The organism is Pseudoroseomonas ludipueritiae, assembly GCF_014490445.1.
Lineage (GTDB): Bacteria > Pseudomonadota > Alphaproteobacteria > Acetobacterales > Acetobacteraceae > Pseudoroseomonas > Pseudoroseomonas ludipueritiae.
On the sequence record NZ_JACTUZ010000023.1, the window covers coordinates 28,499 to 43,397 of the forward strand.

Genomic DNA, 14,899 nt, shown 5'->3' on the forward strand with positions numbered 1-14,899 from the left:
CGCATCCCCGCACGGCGAGGCCGCGCCCCGCTTGGCTCCGGGCCCGGCGGCATATCACCGCAGGGCGGGGCAACCGCGTGCCTTGATCAGGCAAATGGAGGATCTATGCAGGCCCGACCTATCCATCGTGGCATCCCGCCGCTTTCCCCGCTGGGCCGCCGGGCGGCGCTGGGTGCGGCGCTCTCCCTCGCCCTGCTGGGGGGATGCACCTCGGTCGGCGCGGACCTGCCGCCCATGCCGGAGGAAACGGCCGGCCCCTACCGGCTGGGCGCCGGCGACCAGGTCCGGGTCACGGTCTTCAACGACCCCCGCCTCACCGGCGATTTCCGTGTTGGCGATACCGGCTCCCTGGCCCTGCCGCTGGTCGGCCTGGTGCCGGTGCAGGGGCGCACCACCGAGCAGGCCGCACGGCAGATCGAGGAAGCCCTCCGCTCCCGCGACCTGTTCAACGATCCCTCCGTGGCGCTGGAGATCCTGACCTATCGCCCGGTCTTCGTGCTAGGCATGGTGGAGCGCGGCGGGCAGACCCCTTACCAGCCGGGCATGACAGTGCTGTCGGCGGTGGCCACGGTCGGCGGCTTCAATTACCGCGCCGTGACCAGTTACGTCGGGCTCACCCGCATCGGGGAAGATGGCCAGGCCCACGAATACCGCGCCGGACGTTCCGCGCTGCTGCAGCCGGGGGATGTCGTGAACGTCTTCGAACGGCGTTTCTGACCATGGCGCCGCCATGCCCCGGGGGGCCGGCCCGCCGCTGGCGCCACGGCATGGCCGTGCTCGGCTTCATCCTCCTGCAGCAGGGGGCGGCGCTCGCCGCATCGCCCCCGCCCCGGAAGATGGAGGACCTGTGCCGGCCGGCGGCCATGGCGGCGGAAATCGATGCCGAGCTGCCGCAGGGCATCCTGATGGCGATCGCACGGGTGGAATCGGGCCGCATGGACCCTGCCTCCGGCGCCGCCATCCCCTGGCCCTGGACCATCAACGCCGAGGGCGTGCCGATGGTCTTCAACACGCGCGAGGAAGCCGTGGCGGCGGTCGAGGCATTGCAGGCCAGGAACGTCCGGTTGATCGACGTGGGATGCATGCAGGTCAACCTGCATCATCATCCGGATGCCTTCGGCTCGCTGGCCGAGGCTTTCGACCCCGCCGCCAATGCCCGCTACGCCGCCCGCTTCCTGATCCGGCTGCGCGGCAGCAGCGGCACCTGGGAGACGGCCATTGGCCGCTACCATTCCTCGACGCCGGGCCTGTCCGAAGCCTATCGCGACCGCGTGCTCGCTGCCTGGACGAAGACCAGCCGGAGGTCGCTGGCCGATCTCCGGCGCGACCGGGTGGCCGCCGCCTGGGCCGATGCGCGCAGGGGAGAAGGCCGCGCGGGCCAGGCCACCGCCACGGATCAGGAGAGGCCCCGCGCCTCCCGTGACCCGGTGGAGCAGATCGCGGCGCTCTGGCAGCGCAGCCGCCCGGATGACGGGGCGGAGCGGCTGCCGGCCGCTTCGATGCCCCGTGCCCGGCTGGTGCAGGGGCCGGCCTTTCCGGCCCGGACGCGGCTGGCGCGCAGCGAACGGATCACCGCGCGCTAGGAATCACGGCACGAAGGCCGCGAAAGGGAGACCTGCGGATGGCCGCAGGTCTCCCGCCATGCCGGTCAGCTCGTGGCGATCAGGGGCAGCAAGGGCCGCGAGCGGCCATTGCCGATGCAGGTATAAAGGAAGCCCGCCGCCTCCACCTCACCGCTCGAATAGATGTTGCGGAGGTCCACCATGATCGGCCAGCGCATGCCGTCGCGCAGCCGCTTCAGGTCCAGCCTGCGGAAGACATCCCAGTCCGTGACGAGCACCAGCGCATCGGTGCCCAGCGCGGCCTCATAGGGATCGCTGGCATATTCGACCTCGTTCAGGATCAGCGCGGCCTGCTCCATCCCTTCCGGGTCATAGGCACGGACCCAGGCTCCCGCATCCTCCAGCGCCTGGACAAGCGCGATGGCCGGCGAATCCCGCATGTCGTCGGTATTGGGCTTGAAGGTCAGGCCGAGCAGGCAGATGGTCTTGCCACGCACGCTGCCGCCGCAGGCGGCGATGACGCGGCGGCTCATGGCCCGCTTGCGGCGCTCGTTCACCTCCGCCACGGTTTCGGCGATGCGGAGGGAGGTGCCGTGATCATGCGCCGTCTTGATCAGCGCTGACACATCCTTGGGGAAGCATGAACCGCCGAAGCCTGGCCCGGCATCGAGGAACTTCTGCCCGATGCGGCTGTCCAGCCCGATTCCCTTTGAGACGTCGCGCACATCCGCGCCCACCATCTCGCAAAGATCGGCCATCTCGTTGATGAAGGTGATCTTCGTGGCCAGGAAAGCATTGGCCGCGTATTTCGTCAGCTCCGCGGTGCGGCGCGTGGTGAAGATCAAGGGAGCATGCCCGGCGCAGAGAGGCCGGTAGATATCCGCCATCACCACGCGGGCGCTGTCATCCTCGACACCGATGATGATGCGGTCCGGCCGCTTGAAATCCTCGATCGCCGCGCCCTCACGCAGGAACTCCGGGTTGGAGGCGACGGAGAAATGCAGGTCCGGCCGCGCCTCGCGGATCATCCGCTCCACCTCGTCGCCCGTACCCACCGGCACGGTGGACTTCGTCACCACCACGGCATAGCCCGTCAGGGCCTGCGCGATGCCGCGCGCCGCCTGGTAGACATAGGTGAGGTCCGCATGCCCGTCGCCACGGCGGGACGGGGTGCCCACCGCGATGAACACCGCATCGGCGCCGGCCACCGCCCAGTTGATGTCGCTGTCGAAGGACAGGCGCCCTTCCGCCATGTTCCGGGCCACCAGGTCGTCGAGACCCGGCTCGTAGATCGGGATCCGCCCGCGCTGCAAGGCATCGATCTTGGCGGGATCCTTGTCAGCACAGCGGACGCTGTGACCAAAATCGGCCAGGCATGCACCTGTGACCAAGCCGACATAACCGGCTCCGATGATGGCGATCCTCATGTCAGGCTTCCTCCTGAGGGAATGGTTGCGGCGGGAGCGCGGCGGTATCGGGCAGCGCCCCGGCTAGGCGATCGGGCCGGAGTTTCATGGCCATACCCGCTGATCTCTCGTAGGCGTTTCTCGTGCATCACATCATGGAGCCGGCATCGCGTAGTGCGCCTTCGCCTGCGGTCCCGGCCTGGAAAGCGCGCCCTGCCCCGCATGCCTAGCCTGCCGCCGCCACTTCCCGGGGGCGCGCCTCGCCCAGGCGCTCCACCAGGCCCGCATGGATGTCTTCCATCACCTCGCGGATGCCGTAGCGATAGTTCCATTCGGGATACATGTTGCGGAACTTCCGCACATCGCTGATCCACCAGATGTGGTCGCCGGTGCGTGCTTCATCGCTATAGGTGTAGTTCATCGGGCGCCCGGCGATCTCCTCGGCCATGGCAATGGCTTCCTGCATCGAGCAATTGGCGTGGCGGCCGCCGCCGATGTTGAAGACCTCGCCGGAAGCCGGGCGGCGGAAGAAGCACCAGAAGGCTTCCGCCAGGTCCCTCGAATGGATGTTGTCGCGCACCTGCTTCCCGCCATGGCCAAAGACCGTGTAGGGAGAGCCCGTGACGGCGCATTTCATCAGATAGGCCAGGAAGCCGTGCAGCTGCGCGCCGGAATGCCCGGGGCCGGTCAGGCAGCCGCCACGGAAGCAGGCCGTGCGCATGCCGAAGTAGCGGCCATATTCCTGCACCACCACATCCGCCGCGACCTTGGAGGCGCCGAAGATGCTGTGCAGCGTGCCGTCGATGGACATCTGCTCCGGCACGCCATGGGCCGCCCATTCATGCGCGGGGTCCAGTTCCATTCGGGTGGGAAGCTCGACCAAGGGCAGGTAATTGGGCCGGTCGCCATAAACCTTGTTGGTGCTCACGAAGATGAAGACGGCATCGGGCGCGTGGCGCCGTGTCGCCTCCAGCAGGTTCAAGGTGCCATTGGCATTGACGGTGAAGTCGGTGAGCGGCTCCCGCGCCGCCCAGTCATGGGAAGGTTGCGCCGCGCAATGGATGACCACGCCGATGTCGCGCCCATAGCGCGCGAAGACGGCGTCGATCTCCTCCGCGCTGCGGATATCGGCATTCACGTGCGTATAGTTCGGCTGGGCGGCGCGCAGCTGCTCCACCTGCCAGTGCGTACTCGCGCCTTCCCCAAAGAAGTACTTCCGCATGTCATTGTCGATACCGACGACATCCAGGCCGCGCTCGGAAAAGAGCCGGGCGCATTCCGCGCCGACGAGGCCGCCTGATCCGGTAACGATTGCAACGGTCATATCATCTCTCCAAAAGGATATCCGCCGGCGCGGCCCTTACAGGCCGATCTTGCCGGCGCCATTTCCGTTCTTCAGCGGCACGCCGGACGGCACGGCCTCCGCACCGTTGTTGAAGATCACGCCGGCGCCGGGCTGCAGCCCCACCACCGGGGGCGCCACGATCGGATGCACGACAGGGGCCAGGGCGGCCTCGTAGATCCGCTTGGCCTTCTCGCCCTGCACGCCGCTCTTCTCGGCCAGCTCGTCCTGGAAATAGGCGATGGTGCGGCGGAGGCCTTCCTCCAGGCTCACCTTGGGAGACCAGTTGAGCAGGCCGCGGGCCAAGGTGATATCCGGGCAGCGCTGCACAGGGTCGTCCTGCGGCAGCGGCCGCCGCACGATGCCGGAGCTGGAGCGGGTCAGCTCCACCACGCGCTCCGCCAGGGTGAGCACCGGGATCTCGTGCGGATTGCCGAGATTGACCGGGCCGGTGACCGAATCGTCGGCGTCCATCATGGCGATGAAGCCGTCGATCAGGTCATCCACGTAGCAGAAGGCGCGGGTCTGGCTGCCGTCACCATAGATCGTCAGGTCCTCCCCGCGCAGGGCCTGCGCGATGAAGTTGGAGACAACTCGCCCGTCGCTGGGATGCAGGCGCGGGCCATAGGTGTTGAAGATGCGGACAACGCGGATCTTCACCTTGTGCTGCCGCGCGTAATCGAAGAACAGCGTCTCCGCGCAGCGCTTGCCTTCGTCGTAGCAGGCGCGTGGCCCAAGCGGATTGACGTTGCCGCGGTAGTCCTCCCGCTGCGGGTGCACCGTCGGGTCGCCATAGATCTCGCTGGTGGAGGCCTGCAGGATGCGGGCGCCGACACGCTTGGCCAGGCCCAGCATATTGATGGCGCCGATGACGCTCACCTTGGTCGTCTGCACCGGGTCGAACTGGTAGTGCACCGGCGAGGCGGGGCAGGCGAGATTGTAGATCTCGTCGACCTCCACATAAAGGGGGAAGGTGATGTCGTGGCGCATCACCTCGAAGCGGGGCTGGCCCATGAGATGGGCGATGTTGCTCTTGCGGCCGGTGAAGAAGTTATCGACACAGAGCACGTCATGGCCATCCCTCAGGAGGCGTTCGCAGAGGTGCGATCCCAGGAATCCGGCCCCGCCCGTGACCAGAACGCGCTTTCTCAGTGACGTCATCTGCAGTCTCCTTCGGTTGAAGCCAGATCTCCGCCCGTGTCTCGGACAATGCCCTAGCGGGCGCCGCGTGCCCTCAGCATGGCGGGTAGCGTGTTGATGACGATGTAGAAGTCGAGCCACAGCGACCAATTCCGGATGTAGAAGGTATCGATCGCCTGCTGCTGCCGGAGGTCGGCGTCGCTGCGTTCGGAGATCTGCCAGAGGCCGGTGAGGCCTGGCTTCACGCTCGCCCGCAGCGCCTGGAACTCGGGGTCGAACCGGTCGATGTGATAGGCGGGAAAAGGCCGTGGTCCCACGAGGCTGAGGTCGCCGCGCACCACGTTCCAGAGTTGCGGCAGCTCGTCGAGGCTCGTGCGGCGCAGGAAGGGGCCAACCACCGGCAGGACGCGCGGGTCCCGCGTCAGCTTCACGCAACGCTCCCATTCGCGCCGTGCTTCCGGGTCACGCTCCAGCAGGTCCTTCAGCCGTTGCTCGGCATCCACATGCATGGTGCGGAGCTTGAGCACGGAGACCGAGCCGTCGCGCATCCCGACACGGCGCTGCACATAGAAGGCGGGGCCGGGGCTGGTGGCCTTGATCGCCATGGCCAGCAGCGCGATGAGCGGCAGGCTGACGAGCAGCGCCGGCACCGCGATGCAAAGATCGAAGATACGCTTGGCCAGGGCCGCCGCCTCCCGCCGCGAGGGATTGGAGAACTCGACGCCCGAGGCGTCGCCCAGCCCGCGCGGGTACAGCCAAAGCGCCGGCACGCCGCCCAGCTCGGGCAGGACAATGACCCGCCGGAAGGGCAGGCGCGTCGGGTCGGGCGGCGAAAGCCCTGGCGAGAGCACGATGATCGCCACTTCCGCCGAGCCTGCTAGGTGTTCCGCTGCCGCCGGGGAGCCGAGGCGGGTGAGCGGATGCGCCTCCGCATCGGGCTCCGCTTCGGCCACATAGCCGACCGGGCGCAGGCCGAATTCCGGGCGCATCGCCAGATGGGATGCGAGGCGTGCCGTGGCGCTGCGCGAGCCGATGAGCACGGCCGTCCTGCCCCAGGCCGACCTGCGGATAAGATACTGCCGCAGCAGCGTCTCGGAGAGCAGCATCAGGGGCAGCGCCAGGAGGCCGGCGGGCACCAGCACCAGGAAGGCCGGCAGGGCGGCGAGCCCGGCCAGCGCGGCCAGGGCCAGCGCCAGCCAGGGCAGCAGCGCGGCGCCTAAGACGCGCAAGCGGAAGCGCTCGATCGGGCCGCTGCCGGCGGTGTCGTAAAGGCCGAGCGACGAATTCGCGACAATGGCGGCCAGCGCGGCCGCGATGCCGAGGGCCGGGGTCCATTCCCCCAGCCATCCGGCGGCGGGGTCGAGGAAGGCGACGGCCACCGCCGCCGCCAGCACCGCCGCCTGCACCACCAGGATATCGCCCAGGGCCAGGATCAGGACGCTGATGCCGGGGATGCGGGCCTGCCGCCAGGCCGGCGAGGCCGGCGGGACCAGCGGTGCGGGGGCCGGCGCCTCCAGGATCTTGGAGGAGGTGTCAGCCATGATCAGGCCTCCACACATGGTCTGTGGCGGATGCGAGAGGAAACGCCACGGCTTCCCGCCGGCAGGCGAGCACCGCGGGCCGCCCAGCCCTGGGGGCTGCCCATCCGTCGATGGGACTGCTCGCGACCGTGTCGGCCGCCGATCGGTTCTGCGCCGGTACCATGGGGCTCCCAGCTGCCTCCGCTTTCATGACCCTCATGCAACCGGTACAAGCCATGCGGCCCGGGGCAGTAGGGCGCAGACGGATATCCTCCACTTTCGCCAGCAATACCGGGGCTTCTCCCCGAATGGGCGAGGAGCAGCGGCGGACGAGGACCCTGTCTTGCCGTTTTACGGCGAGAGGGCTGGCTCTTTTGCCAGCATTGGCGGAACCGTTGGCGAAAAGGGAGATGAGAACCGGCGCCGCGCGGCCCGGCATGGCGGCCAGCGCCGCTGCTTCAGGCCCGGCTGCGGGCCATTTCCTGCGCTGGTCTGCGGCTTTTCACGCGCCGCCATGACGCGGCGCAGAAGAGGTAGGCGCCAGGCCGCCCCAAAGGCCAGCCGACTACCACCAAATTCCACTCGGGAGAGCGCAGCCTCGTCCTCAGAATAAGGCCCAGGGGTTGGTGAACGCCCGCCAGCCAAGGTCTGCAGCAGGGGCACGCGCCACGTGGATCGGTTCACCTTCGACACGTCGCTTGGGAAAAGTCTGCCGGCGCTGCCGGCCCGCGAATATCGCGAGAATGTCGCTGTGGCGACGATCCTCTCGCTCTGGCGCCGCCGCTATCTCATCGTCTCGGCGGCCGCGCTGTCGGTGCTGGTCGCCGCCGGCGTGCTGACGCAGCTGGAGAAGCGATACGCCGCCGAGGCGGTCGTGAAGCTGGACCTGCAGCGGCCCGAGCCCGCATCCGGCGGCGACCAGGCCCTGGCCGTGGCGGTGGACCTCAATGCCGTGGCCCAGAGCGAGGCGCGCATCGCCCGCTCCCGCGCCGTCGTGCGCGCCGTGGTGGATCGCCTGGGCCTGGCATCGGACCCGCGCTATGCCGCCAGGGAATCCCGCATGGCGCTGGTGCGCACCGCCCTGCTGCGCGAGCTGGACTGGGTCCGGCGCATGGTGCTGGGCCATCAGCCGGAGCCCGCCGCCACGGTGGAGGAACCTGAGCCCGCCGACGCGGTGCCGGAGGATGACGCCCGCAGCCGGGCCGTCCGCGACGTGATGCAGCGGCTGAACGTGGCGCCCGACAGCCGCTCCTATCTCATCACCATCTCCTACCAGTCCTATGATCCTGTGCTGGCCTCGCGCGTCGCGAATGCCGTGGCGCAGGAATACCTCGCGCGGCAGAGCATCTCCGTGCACGACCCCGCCCGCCGGCGCGCCGAATGGCTGGCCGGGCGCGTCGAGGAGATGACGGCTGCCCTGCGCGCGGCGGAGGCCGAGGTGGCGGCCTTCCGCGAGCGCAACGGCCTGCTCGGCTCCGCGTCCGACACGAACACGCCGGAGAATGTCTCACAGCAGCAGCTTCAGGAGGTCACGGCCCAGCTCGGGGCCGCCAATCTGGCCCGCATGAACGAGGAGCGGCGGCTGGCGCGGGTGCAGGACCTGCTGCGCTCCGGCCAGCTTCCTTCCGCTGCCGACCTGCAAAGTTCGCCGCTGATCGCCACGCTCCTGGAGCGTGAGGCCACCGCGCGGCGCGAGCTGGGCGAGAAGCAGCTCCGCTTCGGCGCCCGCCATCCCAGCGTGCTGGAGCAGCAGGCGGGCATCGCCGACCTGCGCGGGCGGATCGACGCTGAGCTGCGGCGCACCGTGCGCGTCATCGCTGGCGACCTTGCCGCCGCGCGCGACACCGAGGCCGATCTCAGCCGGCGGCTGGAAGCCCTGAAGCGCACGCTGCTCGACGGCAAGTCGCATGAAGGCGAGCTGCGCGTCCTGATGCGCGAGGTGCAGACCACCCGGGACCGCCTGGCGACGCTGGAGCAGAGCTACGACCAGGCCCTGGCCGCGCGCGACCTGCGGCCGGTGGCGGCCTCGCTGGTGCTGCCGGCCGAGCCGGACCAGATCCCGGTCTTCCCCCGCCCCTTCCTGGTGCTGGCGCTCGGGCTGCTGGGCGGGCTCGGCCTCGGCACCTCCAGCGCGCTGCTGCTGGAGCGCCGTGACCAGGGCCTGCGCACCAGCAGCGACCTGTCGCCCAATGCGGGCACGCGCTGCCTCGCCATGGTGCCGGAAGTGCCGATGCCGACCCTGTCCCGCGTCGCGCGGCGCACCAAGGGCCACGCGGCCTTCGAGGAAGCGGTCTATTCGGCGGGTGCCGGCGCCGGCCTCTTCAACAGCGCGCATGGCTGCCGCACCGTGCTGGTGACCTCCTCCATCGCGGGGGAAGGCAAATCCACGCTCTGCCGTGCCCTGGCGCGGGCACTGACCGCATCCGGCAAGCGCGTGCTGCTCATCGAGGGCGCGCCGCTGCGGGAGCAGGGTCAGGAGGGGACACGCTGGGAAGCGAAGGCGGAGCAGGCGGCCCCCGGCACGGCGGGCACGCGGACCAACATCGCGCCCCTGACCTACAACTTCGCCATGTCGGCCCTGGAGGCGAAGCTTGAGGAGGCGCGCAAGTCCTTCGACCTCATCATCCTCGAAGGCGCGCCCGTCATGCTGGTGGCCGACAGCATCGTGCTGGGCCGGCAGGCGGATGTCGTGATCCATGTCGCGCGCTGGGCCCATACGCGGCGCCGCGTCGTGGAAGCGGCGCTGCGGCGCATGAGCGAGAATTCCCTGGTGGTCGATGGCGTGGTGCTGATGCGGGTGAACCTGCGCCGGCACCGCCGCCTCCACCTCTTCGATGACTGCTCCTTCTACGTGAGGGAGCGCCGTCTTTATGAGCGCATGGCCAGGCATGCCGGCCTGCGCTCGCCTTCCCTGCGCGAGAGGACGTAGCAAATGACGCATGCACGCATGCTGGTCACGGGTGGTAACGGCTATGTGGGGCGTCAGCTCACGCGCCGGTTGTGCCAGAGCGGCGAGGTCGGCGTCGCCGACAATCTCCGCTACGGCCCCTGGCGGTTCACGCCCGAGGAAAGGACACAGCTTCAGCTCTTCCGTTGCGACATCCGCCAGTCGGAGGAAGTCGAGGGGCTGATGGAGGATTTCGCGCCGGATGTCACGGTGCACCTGGCCGCGCTGCACTACATCCCGGAATGCGAGGACCATCCGAAGCTGGCCGTGGACACGAATGTGCTCGGCACGCTCAACCTGCTGCTCGCCTGCCCGCCGGGCTCCCGCTTTGTGCTGGCGAGCACCGGCGCGGTCTACCGGCCGGATGAGCGCCCGCACCACGAGGAGGAATCGGCTGTCGGGCCCAGCGACATCTATGGCTTTAGCAAGCTGCATGCGGAGAACTATGTCCGCATGATCGCGGCCAAGCGTGGGTTGCGGGCGGTGATCGTCCGGCTCTTCAATGTGGTGGGACCGGGCGAGACCAATCCGCATCTGCTGCCCGAGATCATGGCCCAGCTGAAGTCCGGCCGCCGTGTCATCGACCTCGGCAACCTCTCGCCACAGCGGGACTATATCAGCGTGGAGGACGCGGCACGCGGCTTCGAGGCCGCCGCGCTGGGCAATGCGGTGGAGCCGGGCGAGACGGTGGTGGTCAATCTCGGCACCTCCCAAACCTATTCCGTCGCGGAAGTGGTGGAGAAGCTGCGCCAGGTCTCCGGCATTGACTTCGAGATCCGCCAGGACGAAAGCCGCATCCGCAAGGTGGACCGCCCCGTGCTGCGCGCGGACAACCGGCGGATCGGCGAGTTGTTCGGCTGGCGCCCGCAGCAGACGCTGGACGAGGTGCTCGCCCAGATGTGGCAGAATGCCGACCTCGCACGCTGGCTGACGGAGCGCTACCAGAGCAAGGTGGTCACGTGATCCGCGTCCTGGCTGCGGTGGTGGTGCCGCCGCATCTCTCGGTCAGTGGTGGCGCCCGCGCCGCCGAGCAGCTGAGCGCGGCCCTGGCGCCCCATTGCGACATCACCGTCGCCAGCATGATGAATGGCACGGGCGCTGGCACGGCCTCCTTCGCCCCCGGCGGGGTGCGGCGGCTGCCGGTGCGGAGCTGGCGGCCGCGCGGCATTCCCTGGTCACGGCTGGCGGACCGCTACAGCACGCTCTTCTACCGCTCCGACCTCAGTGAGATCGTCGCGCGCGGCGGCTATGACCTTGTGCATCTGCACAATCCGCTGCCCGCACTGGAGATGGAGCGCGTGGCGCGGGCCTGCATCGCGCGCCGCATTCCCTATGTGGTCTCCACCCACGGCATCAATGAAGTGGCGAATGGCGCGCGCATCTATGGCTTCGACCGCCTGCGGCGCCTCGCCTGGGAGAATCTGGTGGTGCGGCCGGTGAGTCGGGTGGTGCGGCAGGCCAATGCCGTCTTCGCGCTCTCCCCGGCGGATGTGCCTATCGTCCGCGGCATGGGCTTCCATGACGAGCCCGACATCGTCTGCAACGGCGTGCCCATGCCCGCCCCGGCAGCGCCGGGCGCCGATGCGGCGGCCTTGCGCCGCCTGGGCATTCCGGTGGAACGCCAGCCCGGTCAGATCACCTGCATGTTCCTGGCCAACCACACGCCCAACAAGGGCCTGCCGCAATTGCTGGAGGCCATCACCCGCCTGCGCCGCCCCTGCCTGCTGATCGTCGGCGGGGAGCGGCGCGACACGATCGACTACGAGCGCTACCTGCGCGCCTGCGCGCCGGGGCAGCAGATCGTGATCACCGGCCGCGTGGGCGACGAGGATGTCGCCGCCATGTACCGGCGCTCGGACCTCTTTGTCTTCCCGACACTGGCGGATACCTTTCCGCTGGTGGTGCTGGAGGCCATGTCGCATGGCCTGCCGGTGCTCGCCACGCGCGTCGGCGGCATTCCGTATCAGGTGGACGCGAGCTGCGGCGCGCTGGTGGACCCCGACGATCCGGGGCAGCTCGCGGCGGCCATCGACCGGCTGGGGGCCGATCCGGGCGGGCTGCGGCAGCTTGGCGTGAATGCCCGCGCGCGCGTCGCCACCGAATTCACCTGGGAACACGCGGCGGAACGGGCGATGGATGGCTATCACCGCGTGCTCGGGCTGAAGCCGGCGGGCAGGCGGTCCCTCCGGCAGAGGGCGGCGGAGCAGGCGAATGCGGATTAGCCTGATCCTGAATCGCGGCTCCTGGACCATGGCTGACCAGATGGTGGTCAGCGGCGGAACCTTTCTCGTCAACCTCCTGCTGGCGCGCCAGCTTCCGCAGGAGGAATACGGCGTCTTCGCCGTGCTGCTCGGCGGCATGCTGACCCTGCAACTGCCCTGTGGCGCATTGCTGCTCTACCCGCTGTCCGTCCAGCTACAAGCCCTGGACGGCAAGGCGGAGCGGAGCATGCTGATGCGCTCCACGCTGGTGCTCGTCCTGCTCCTGGCCCTGGTGCTGGGCATGGTCCTGGCCCCGGTGCTGCTCGCCTTCGGCCGGGCGGAGCTGGCGATACCCGCCCTGCTGTGCTTCGTCTTCTGGCAATTGCAGGAAGCGACGCGCCGCAGCCTCTTCTCCACCTTCCGCCACCGGGGGGCGATCCTTGGCGACAGCATCAGCTATGCCGGCCAGGCGCTGATCGTCATCGGCCTCGCCACGCAGGGCAGGCTGACACTGCCCGAGGTCTATCTCGGCATGGCGGCGACCTCGCTCTTCGCGGCGGCGGTGCAATGGGTGCAGCTCGGACTCACGCTGCGGGGGCCGCTGCCGCTGCGGCGGGTGGCCAGGGAATTCTGGGCCTTCGGCGCCGGCTGGTCGCTGGTGAACGGCATCCTGTCGCAGCTACGCGGCCAGATCCTGGCCTGGACGGTCGCCTTCGAGGGCGGCATCGCGGCGGCGGCCGCGTTGCAGGCAGCCGCCAATGTCGTGAACATGGCCAACCCACTGCTGATCAGCCTCGGCAACATCATTCCCCAGGCCGTGGCGCGCGCGGCCCGGCAGGGCATGGCCGAGGGCTGGCGGGCGGCGCGCTCCTATGCCTATCTCGCGCTGCCCTTCTTCCTGGGCTATGCGGCGCTGGTGCTGGCGGTGCCGGGACCGATCCTGCAGCTCTTCTATGGCTCCAGCTCGGGCTATACGGATCTCGCCACCGTGCTGCGGCTGCTCGTGCTGGGCGCCCTGCTGGGCTATGTGGCCGATATCTTCGTCAGCTTCCTCCATGGCGTGGTGGCCTTGCGCCTGGCCACCTTCATCAATGCCACGGGCCTGGTGGCGACGGTGATCCTCTCCTGGCTGCTGGTCGGGCAACTCGGCCTTGTCGGCGGCTGCCTCGTGGGCATCGGCGCCAATATGGTGCGGCTGGCGGCCTGCCGGAGCGCGATGGCGAAGCTGATGGGCAGCCCGGCCTCACCGCTGCCCCCACCGGGCCTCGCCGCCGCGGCCCAGCCCCGGGGCAAGTGAGCAGGAGGGCGCGGACCGGGTTTCCGAATCCCCCGTCCGCGCCCGCCGGTTTCATGTTTTGGACGCAGCCCGCGGGCTCCTCCCGCCAGCGCGGGGCTCAGGCGATTACTTCACCGCCTCGACCCGGCTGGCCGCATCCTGCCCCGAGTGCCGCCGGTGCTCGGCCCAGTTCCGGAAGCCATCCACCCAGGCCCAGTGCTCATCCCCGGCGTCGCGGACACGGTAGAGGTTGCGGTCGAAGCGGTTGTTGCCGGCGCGCAGTCCTTCCAGGTCGTGGTCGGCCAGCGCACCGGAGGCGCCATGGTCCGGCGTCCCGCTGAACAGCGTGTTGTCATGGACATGGTTGTTGACCGTGACATAGGCGCCGCGGTCCTGCTGCACGAGGCTGATGCCATTGCCCCGGCCTGTCATGTCCACGCTGTTGCCATAGACCTCCACGTCGCGGGAATTTTGCACCAGGATCGCGGCGCCCCAGAGCCAGACGGGCCGGGCGGGGCCGTTCCGGCGGAAGACATTGCGGCGGATGGTGGCGGAGAAGCTGATCTCATGCGTGATGCCGCCCGCGAGGTTGTCCTCCACCAGGTTGTCCTCGTAGAGCGAGCCTGTATTGTCGATATCCGTCCAGAAGCCATAGCCGTTGTTGTGGTGGAAATGGTTGCCGCGCACGACCAGCCCGCGCGTCAGGGCGCATTTCCCGCCGCCGCCTTCCCAATTGGGATCGACACCCGAGAAATAGCCGTTGGAGGCGATCTCGTTCCGCTCGAAGAGGATGTCCTGGCCGACGCAGCCCGCCCCCATCTCCCCATTCCCATGGATGTGGTTGCCCAGCACGCGGCTGCCTGAGCCGACACTGATGCCGAGGCCGTAGTTCAGCCGGATCTCGTTGTCGCGGAGCAGCCAGCCGGGCGAGGGAACATTGTAGCCCACCGCGCCATATTGCACCGGCGGCGCGTATTTCTCGATGGTGAGGTTCTCGATCATCACCCCGCGCGCGCCGCCGCGGAAGGCATAGGGCGCGACGCTGGCCTCGACTTTCCGGCCGCGCGGGTCGTCCAGGAAGTAGGCGCGGCTGCGGCTGTAGTCGAAGAAGAAGCGGCCCGGCGCCAGCTCCCGCAAGTGGGACACATGCTGCAAGGGCCTGTTGTCGATGAAGAAGGCCTCGGGATAGGAGCAGCGCTCCCGCCCGGGCAGGCAGATCACCTCGGGCCGGTGCTCGCCACGCTGGCCCTGGCCGCGCGCGACCCAGTATGGCCCCTCCCGCACGAAGTCCGTCACCAGGCGGGCACCGTTCAGCAGCGCACCGGCCTCGCCGTGGAAGCGCTGGCCCTCCTTGGGGATGGCCGCCTGCAACCGGTGCTCCCCCGCCCCGATGCAGAAGCTGGCGCCGGGTGGCGCGGCATCGATGGCGGCCTGGAGCGACATGCCGGGCTGGACGCGGAGGGCGCCGGCCGGGCAGGCCGCGCCCGGCCGCGGGCCGGATGCCA

General features: G+C 69.2%; 11 protein-coding genes. 6 read left to right on the plus strand and 5 right to left on the minus strand.

Annotated features, from left to right (window positions below; genetic code table 11):
- The first annotated feature begins 105 nt into the window (after positions 1-105).
- Both IBL25_RS08270 and IBL25_RS08275 read left to right on the plus strand, forming a co-directional pair.
- The gene (locus tag IBL25_RS08270; protein WP_187778078.1) at positions 106-717 is read left to right on the plus strand and encodes a polysaccharide biosynthesis/export family protein; all 612 of its coding nucleotides are present in this window, start codon (positions 106-108) and stop codon (positions 715-717) included.
- Between the two features lie 50 nt (positions 718-767).
- Complete coding sequence (locus IBL25_RS08275) at positions 768-1,583, plus strand: transglycosylase SLT domain-containing protein (protein ID WP_187778092.1); 816 nt, start codon at positions 768-770, stop codon at positions 1,581-1,583.
- Positions 1,584-1,648: 65 nt separating this feature from the next.
- On the opposite strand, the gene IBL25_RS08280 is transcribed toward IBL25_RS08275, so the two are convergent.
- From IBL25_RS08280 to IBL25_RS08295, 4 genes are all read right to left on the minus strand, one after another.
- Positions 1,649-2,989, minus strand: a complete 1,341-nt coding sequence (locus IBL25_RS08280) for a UDP-glucose dehydrogenase family protein (RefSeq protein ID WP_187778079.1) — start codon at positions 2,987-2,989, stop codon at positions 1,649-1,651.
- 205 nt (positions 2,990-3,194) lie between these two features.
- Positions 3,195-4,292 (minus strand): NAD-dependent epimerase/dehydratase family protein, encoded by a 1,098-nt coding sequence (locus IBL25_RS08285; protein ID WP_187778080.1) that lies wholly within the window; start codon positions 4,290-4,292, stop codon positions 3,195-3,197.
- A 36-nt stretch (positions 4,293-4,328) separates the two neighbouring features.
- On the minus strand, positions 4,329-5,471 hold the full coding sequence (locus IBL25_RS08290) for a UDP-glucuronic acid decarboxylase family protein (protein WP_187778081.1): 1,143 nt from the start codon (positions 5,469-5,471) through the stop codon (positions 4,329-4,331).
- 53 nt (positions 5,472-5,524) lie between these two features.
- Positions 5,525-6,991 (minus strand): exopolysaccharide biosynthesis polyprenyl glycosylphosphotransferase, encoded by a 1,467-nt coding sequence (locus IBL25_RS08295; protein WP_187778082.1) that lies wholly within the window; start codon positions 6,989-6,991, stop codon positions 5,525-5,527.
- A gap of 649 nt (positions 6,992-7,640) precedes the next feature.
- On the opposite strand from IBL25_RS08295, the gene IBL25_RS08300 reads away from it, so the two are divergent.
- The 4 genes from IBL25_RS08300 to IBL25_RS08315 are packed head-to-tail and all read left to right on the plus strand — an operon-like array spanning position 7,641 to position 13,415.
- Positions 7,641-9,899 (plus strand): GumC family protein, encoded by a 2,259-nt coding sequence (locus IBL25_RS08300; protein ID WP_187778083.1) that lies wholly within the window; start codon positions 7,641-7,643, stop codon positions 9,897-9,899.
- Positions 9,900-9,902: 3 nt separating this feature from the next.
- Positions 9,903-10,880, plus strand: coding sequence for an NAD-dependent epimerase/dehydratase family protein (locus IBL25_RS08305; protein ID WP_187778084.1), 978 nt, complete (start codon positions 9,903-9,905; stop codon positions 10,878-10,880).
- On the plus strand, positions 10,877-12,139 hold the full coding sequence (locus IBL25_RS08310) for a glycosyltransferase family 4 protein (RefSeq protein ID WP_187778085.1): 1,263 nt from the start codon (positions 10,877-10,879) through the stop codon (positions 12,137-12,139). The genes IBL25_RS08305 and IBL25_RS08310 overlap by 4 nt, the downstream gene beginning before the upstream one ends.
- Complete coding sequence (locus tag IBL25_RS08315; RefSeq protein ID WP_187778086.1) at positions 12,129-13,415, plus strand: MATE family efflux transporter; 1,287 nt, start codon at positions 12,129-12,131, stop codon at positions 13,413-13,415. The genes IBL25_RS08310 and IBL25_RS08315 overlap by 11 nt, the downstream gene beginning before the upstream one ends.
- A 105-nt stretch (positions 13,416-13,520) precedes the next feature.
- On the opposite strand, the gene IBL25_RS08320 is transcribed toward IBL25_RS08315, so the two are convergent.
- Positions 13,521-14,899: right-handed parallel beta-helix repeat-containing protein (locus IBL25_RS08320; protein WP_187778087.1), on the minus strand; the 1,379-nt coding region annotated here is incomplete at its 5' end.

What these genes read in the sequence shown, in the direction of transcription:
- IBL25_RS08270 (WP_187778078.1), top strand. Translation starts at nt 106, where the DNA reads ATGCAGGCCCGACCTATCCATCGTGGCATCCCGCCGCTTTCCCCGCTG.
- IBL25_RS08275 (WP_187778092.1), top strand. Translation starts at nt 768, where the DNA reads ATGGCCGTGCTCGGCTTCATCCTCCTGCAGCAGGGGGCGGCGCTCGCC.
- IBL25_RS08280 (WP_187778079.1), bottom strand. Translation starts at nt 2,989, where the DNA reads ATGAGGATCGCCATCATCGGAGCCGGTTATGTCGGCTTGGTCACAGGT.
- IBL25_RS08285 (WP_187778080.1), bottom strand. Translation starts at nt 4,292, where the DNA reads ATGACCGTTGCAATCGTTACCGGATCAGGCGGCCTCGTCGGCGCGGAA.
- IBL25_RS08290 (WP_187778081.1), bottom strand. Translation starts at nt 5,471, where the DNA reads ATGACGTCACTGAGAAAGCGCGTTCTGGTCACGGGCGGGGCCGGATTC.
- IBL25_RS08295 (WP_187778082.1), bottom strand. Translation starts at nt 6,991, where the DNA reads ATGGCTGACACCTCCTCCAAGATCCTGGAGGCGCCGGCCCCCGCACCG.
- IBL25_RS08305 (WP_187778084.1), top strand. Translation starts at nt 9,903, where the DNA reads ATGACGCATGCACGCATGCTGGTCACGGGTGGTAACGGCTATGTGGGG.
- IBL25_RS08315 (WP_187778086.1), top strand. Translation starts at nt 12,129, where the DNA reads ATGCGGATTAGCCTGATCCTGAATCGCGGCTCCTGGACCATGGCTGAC.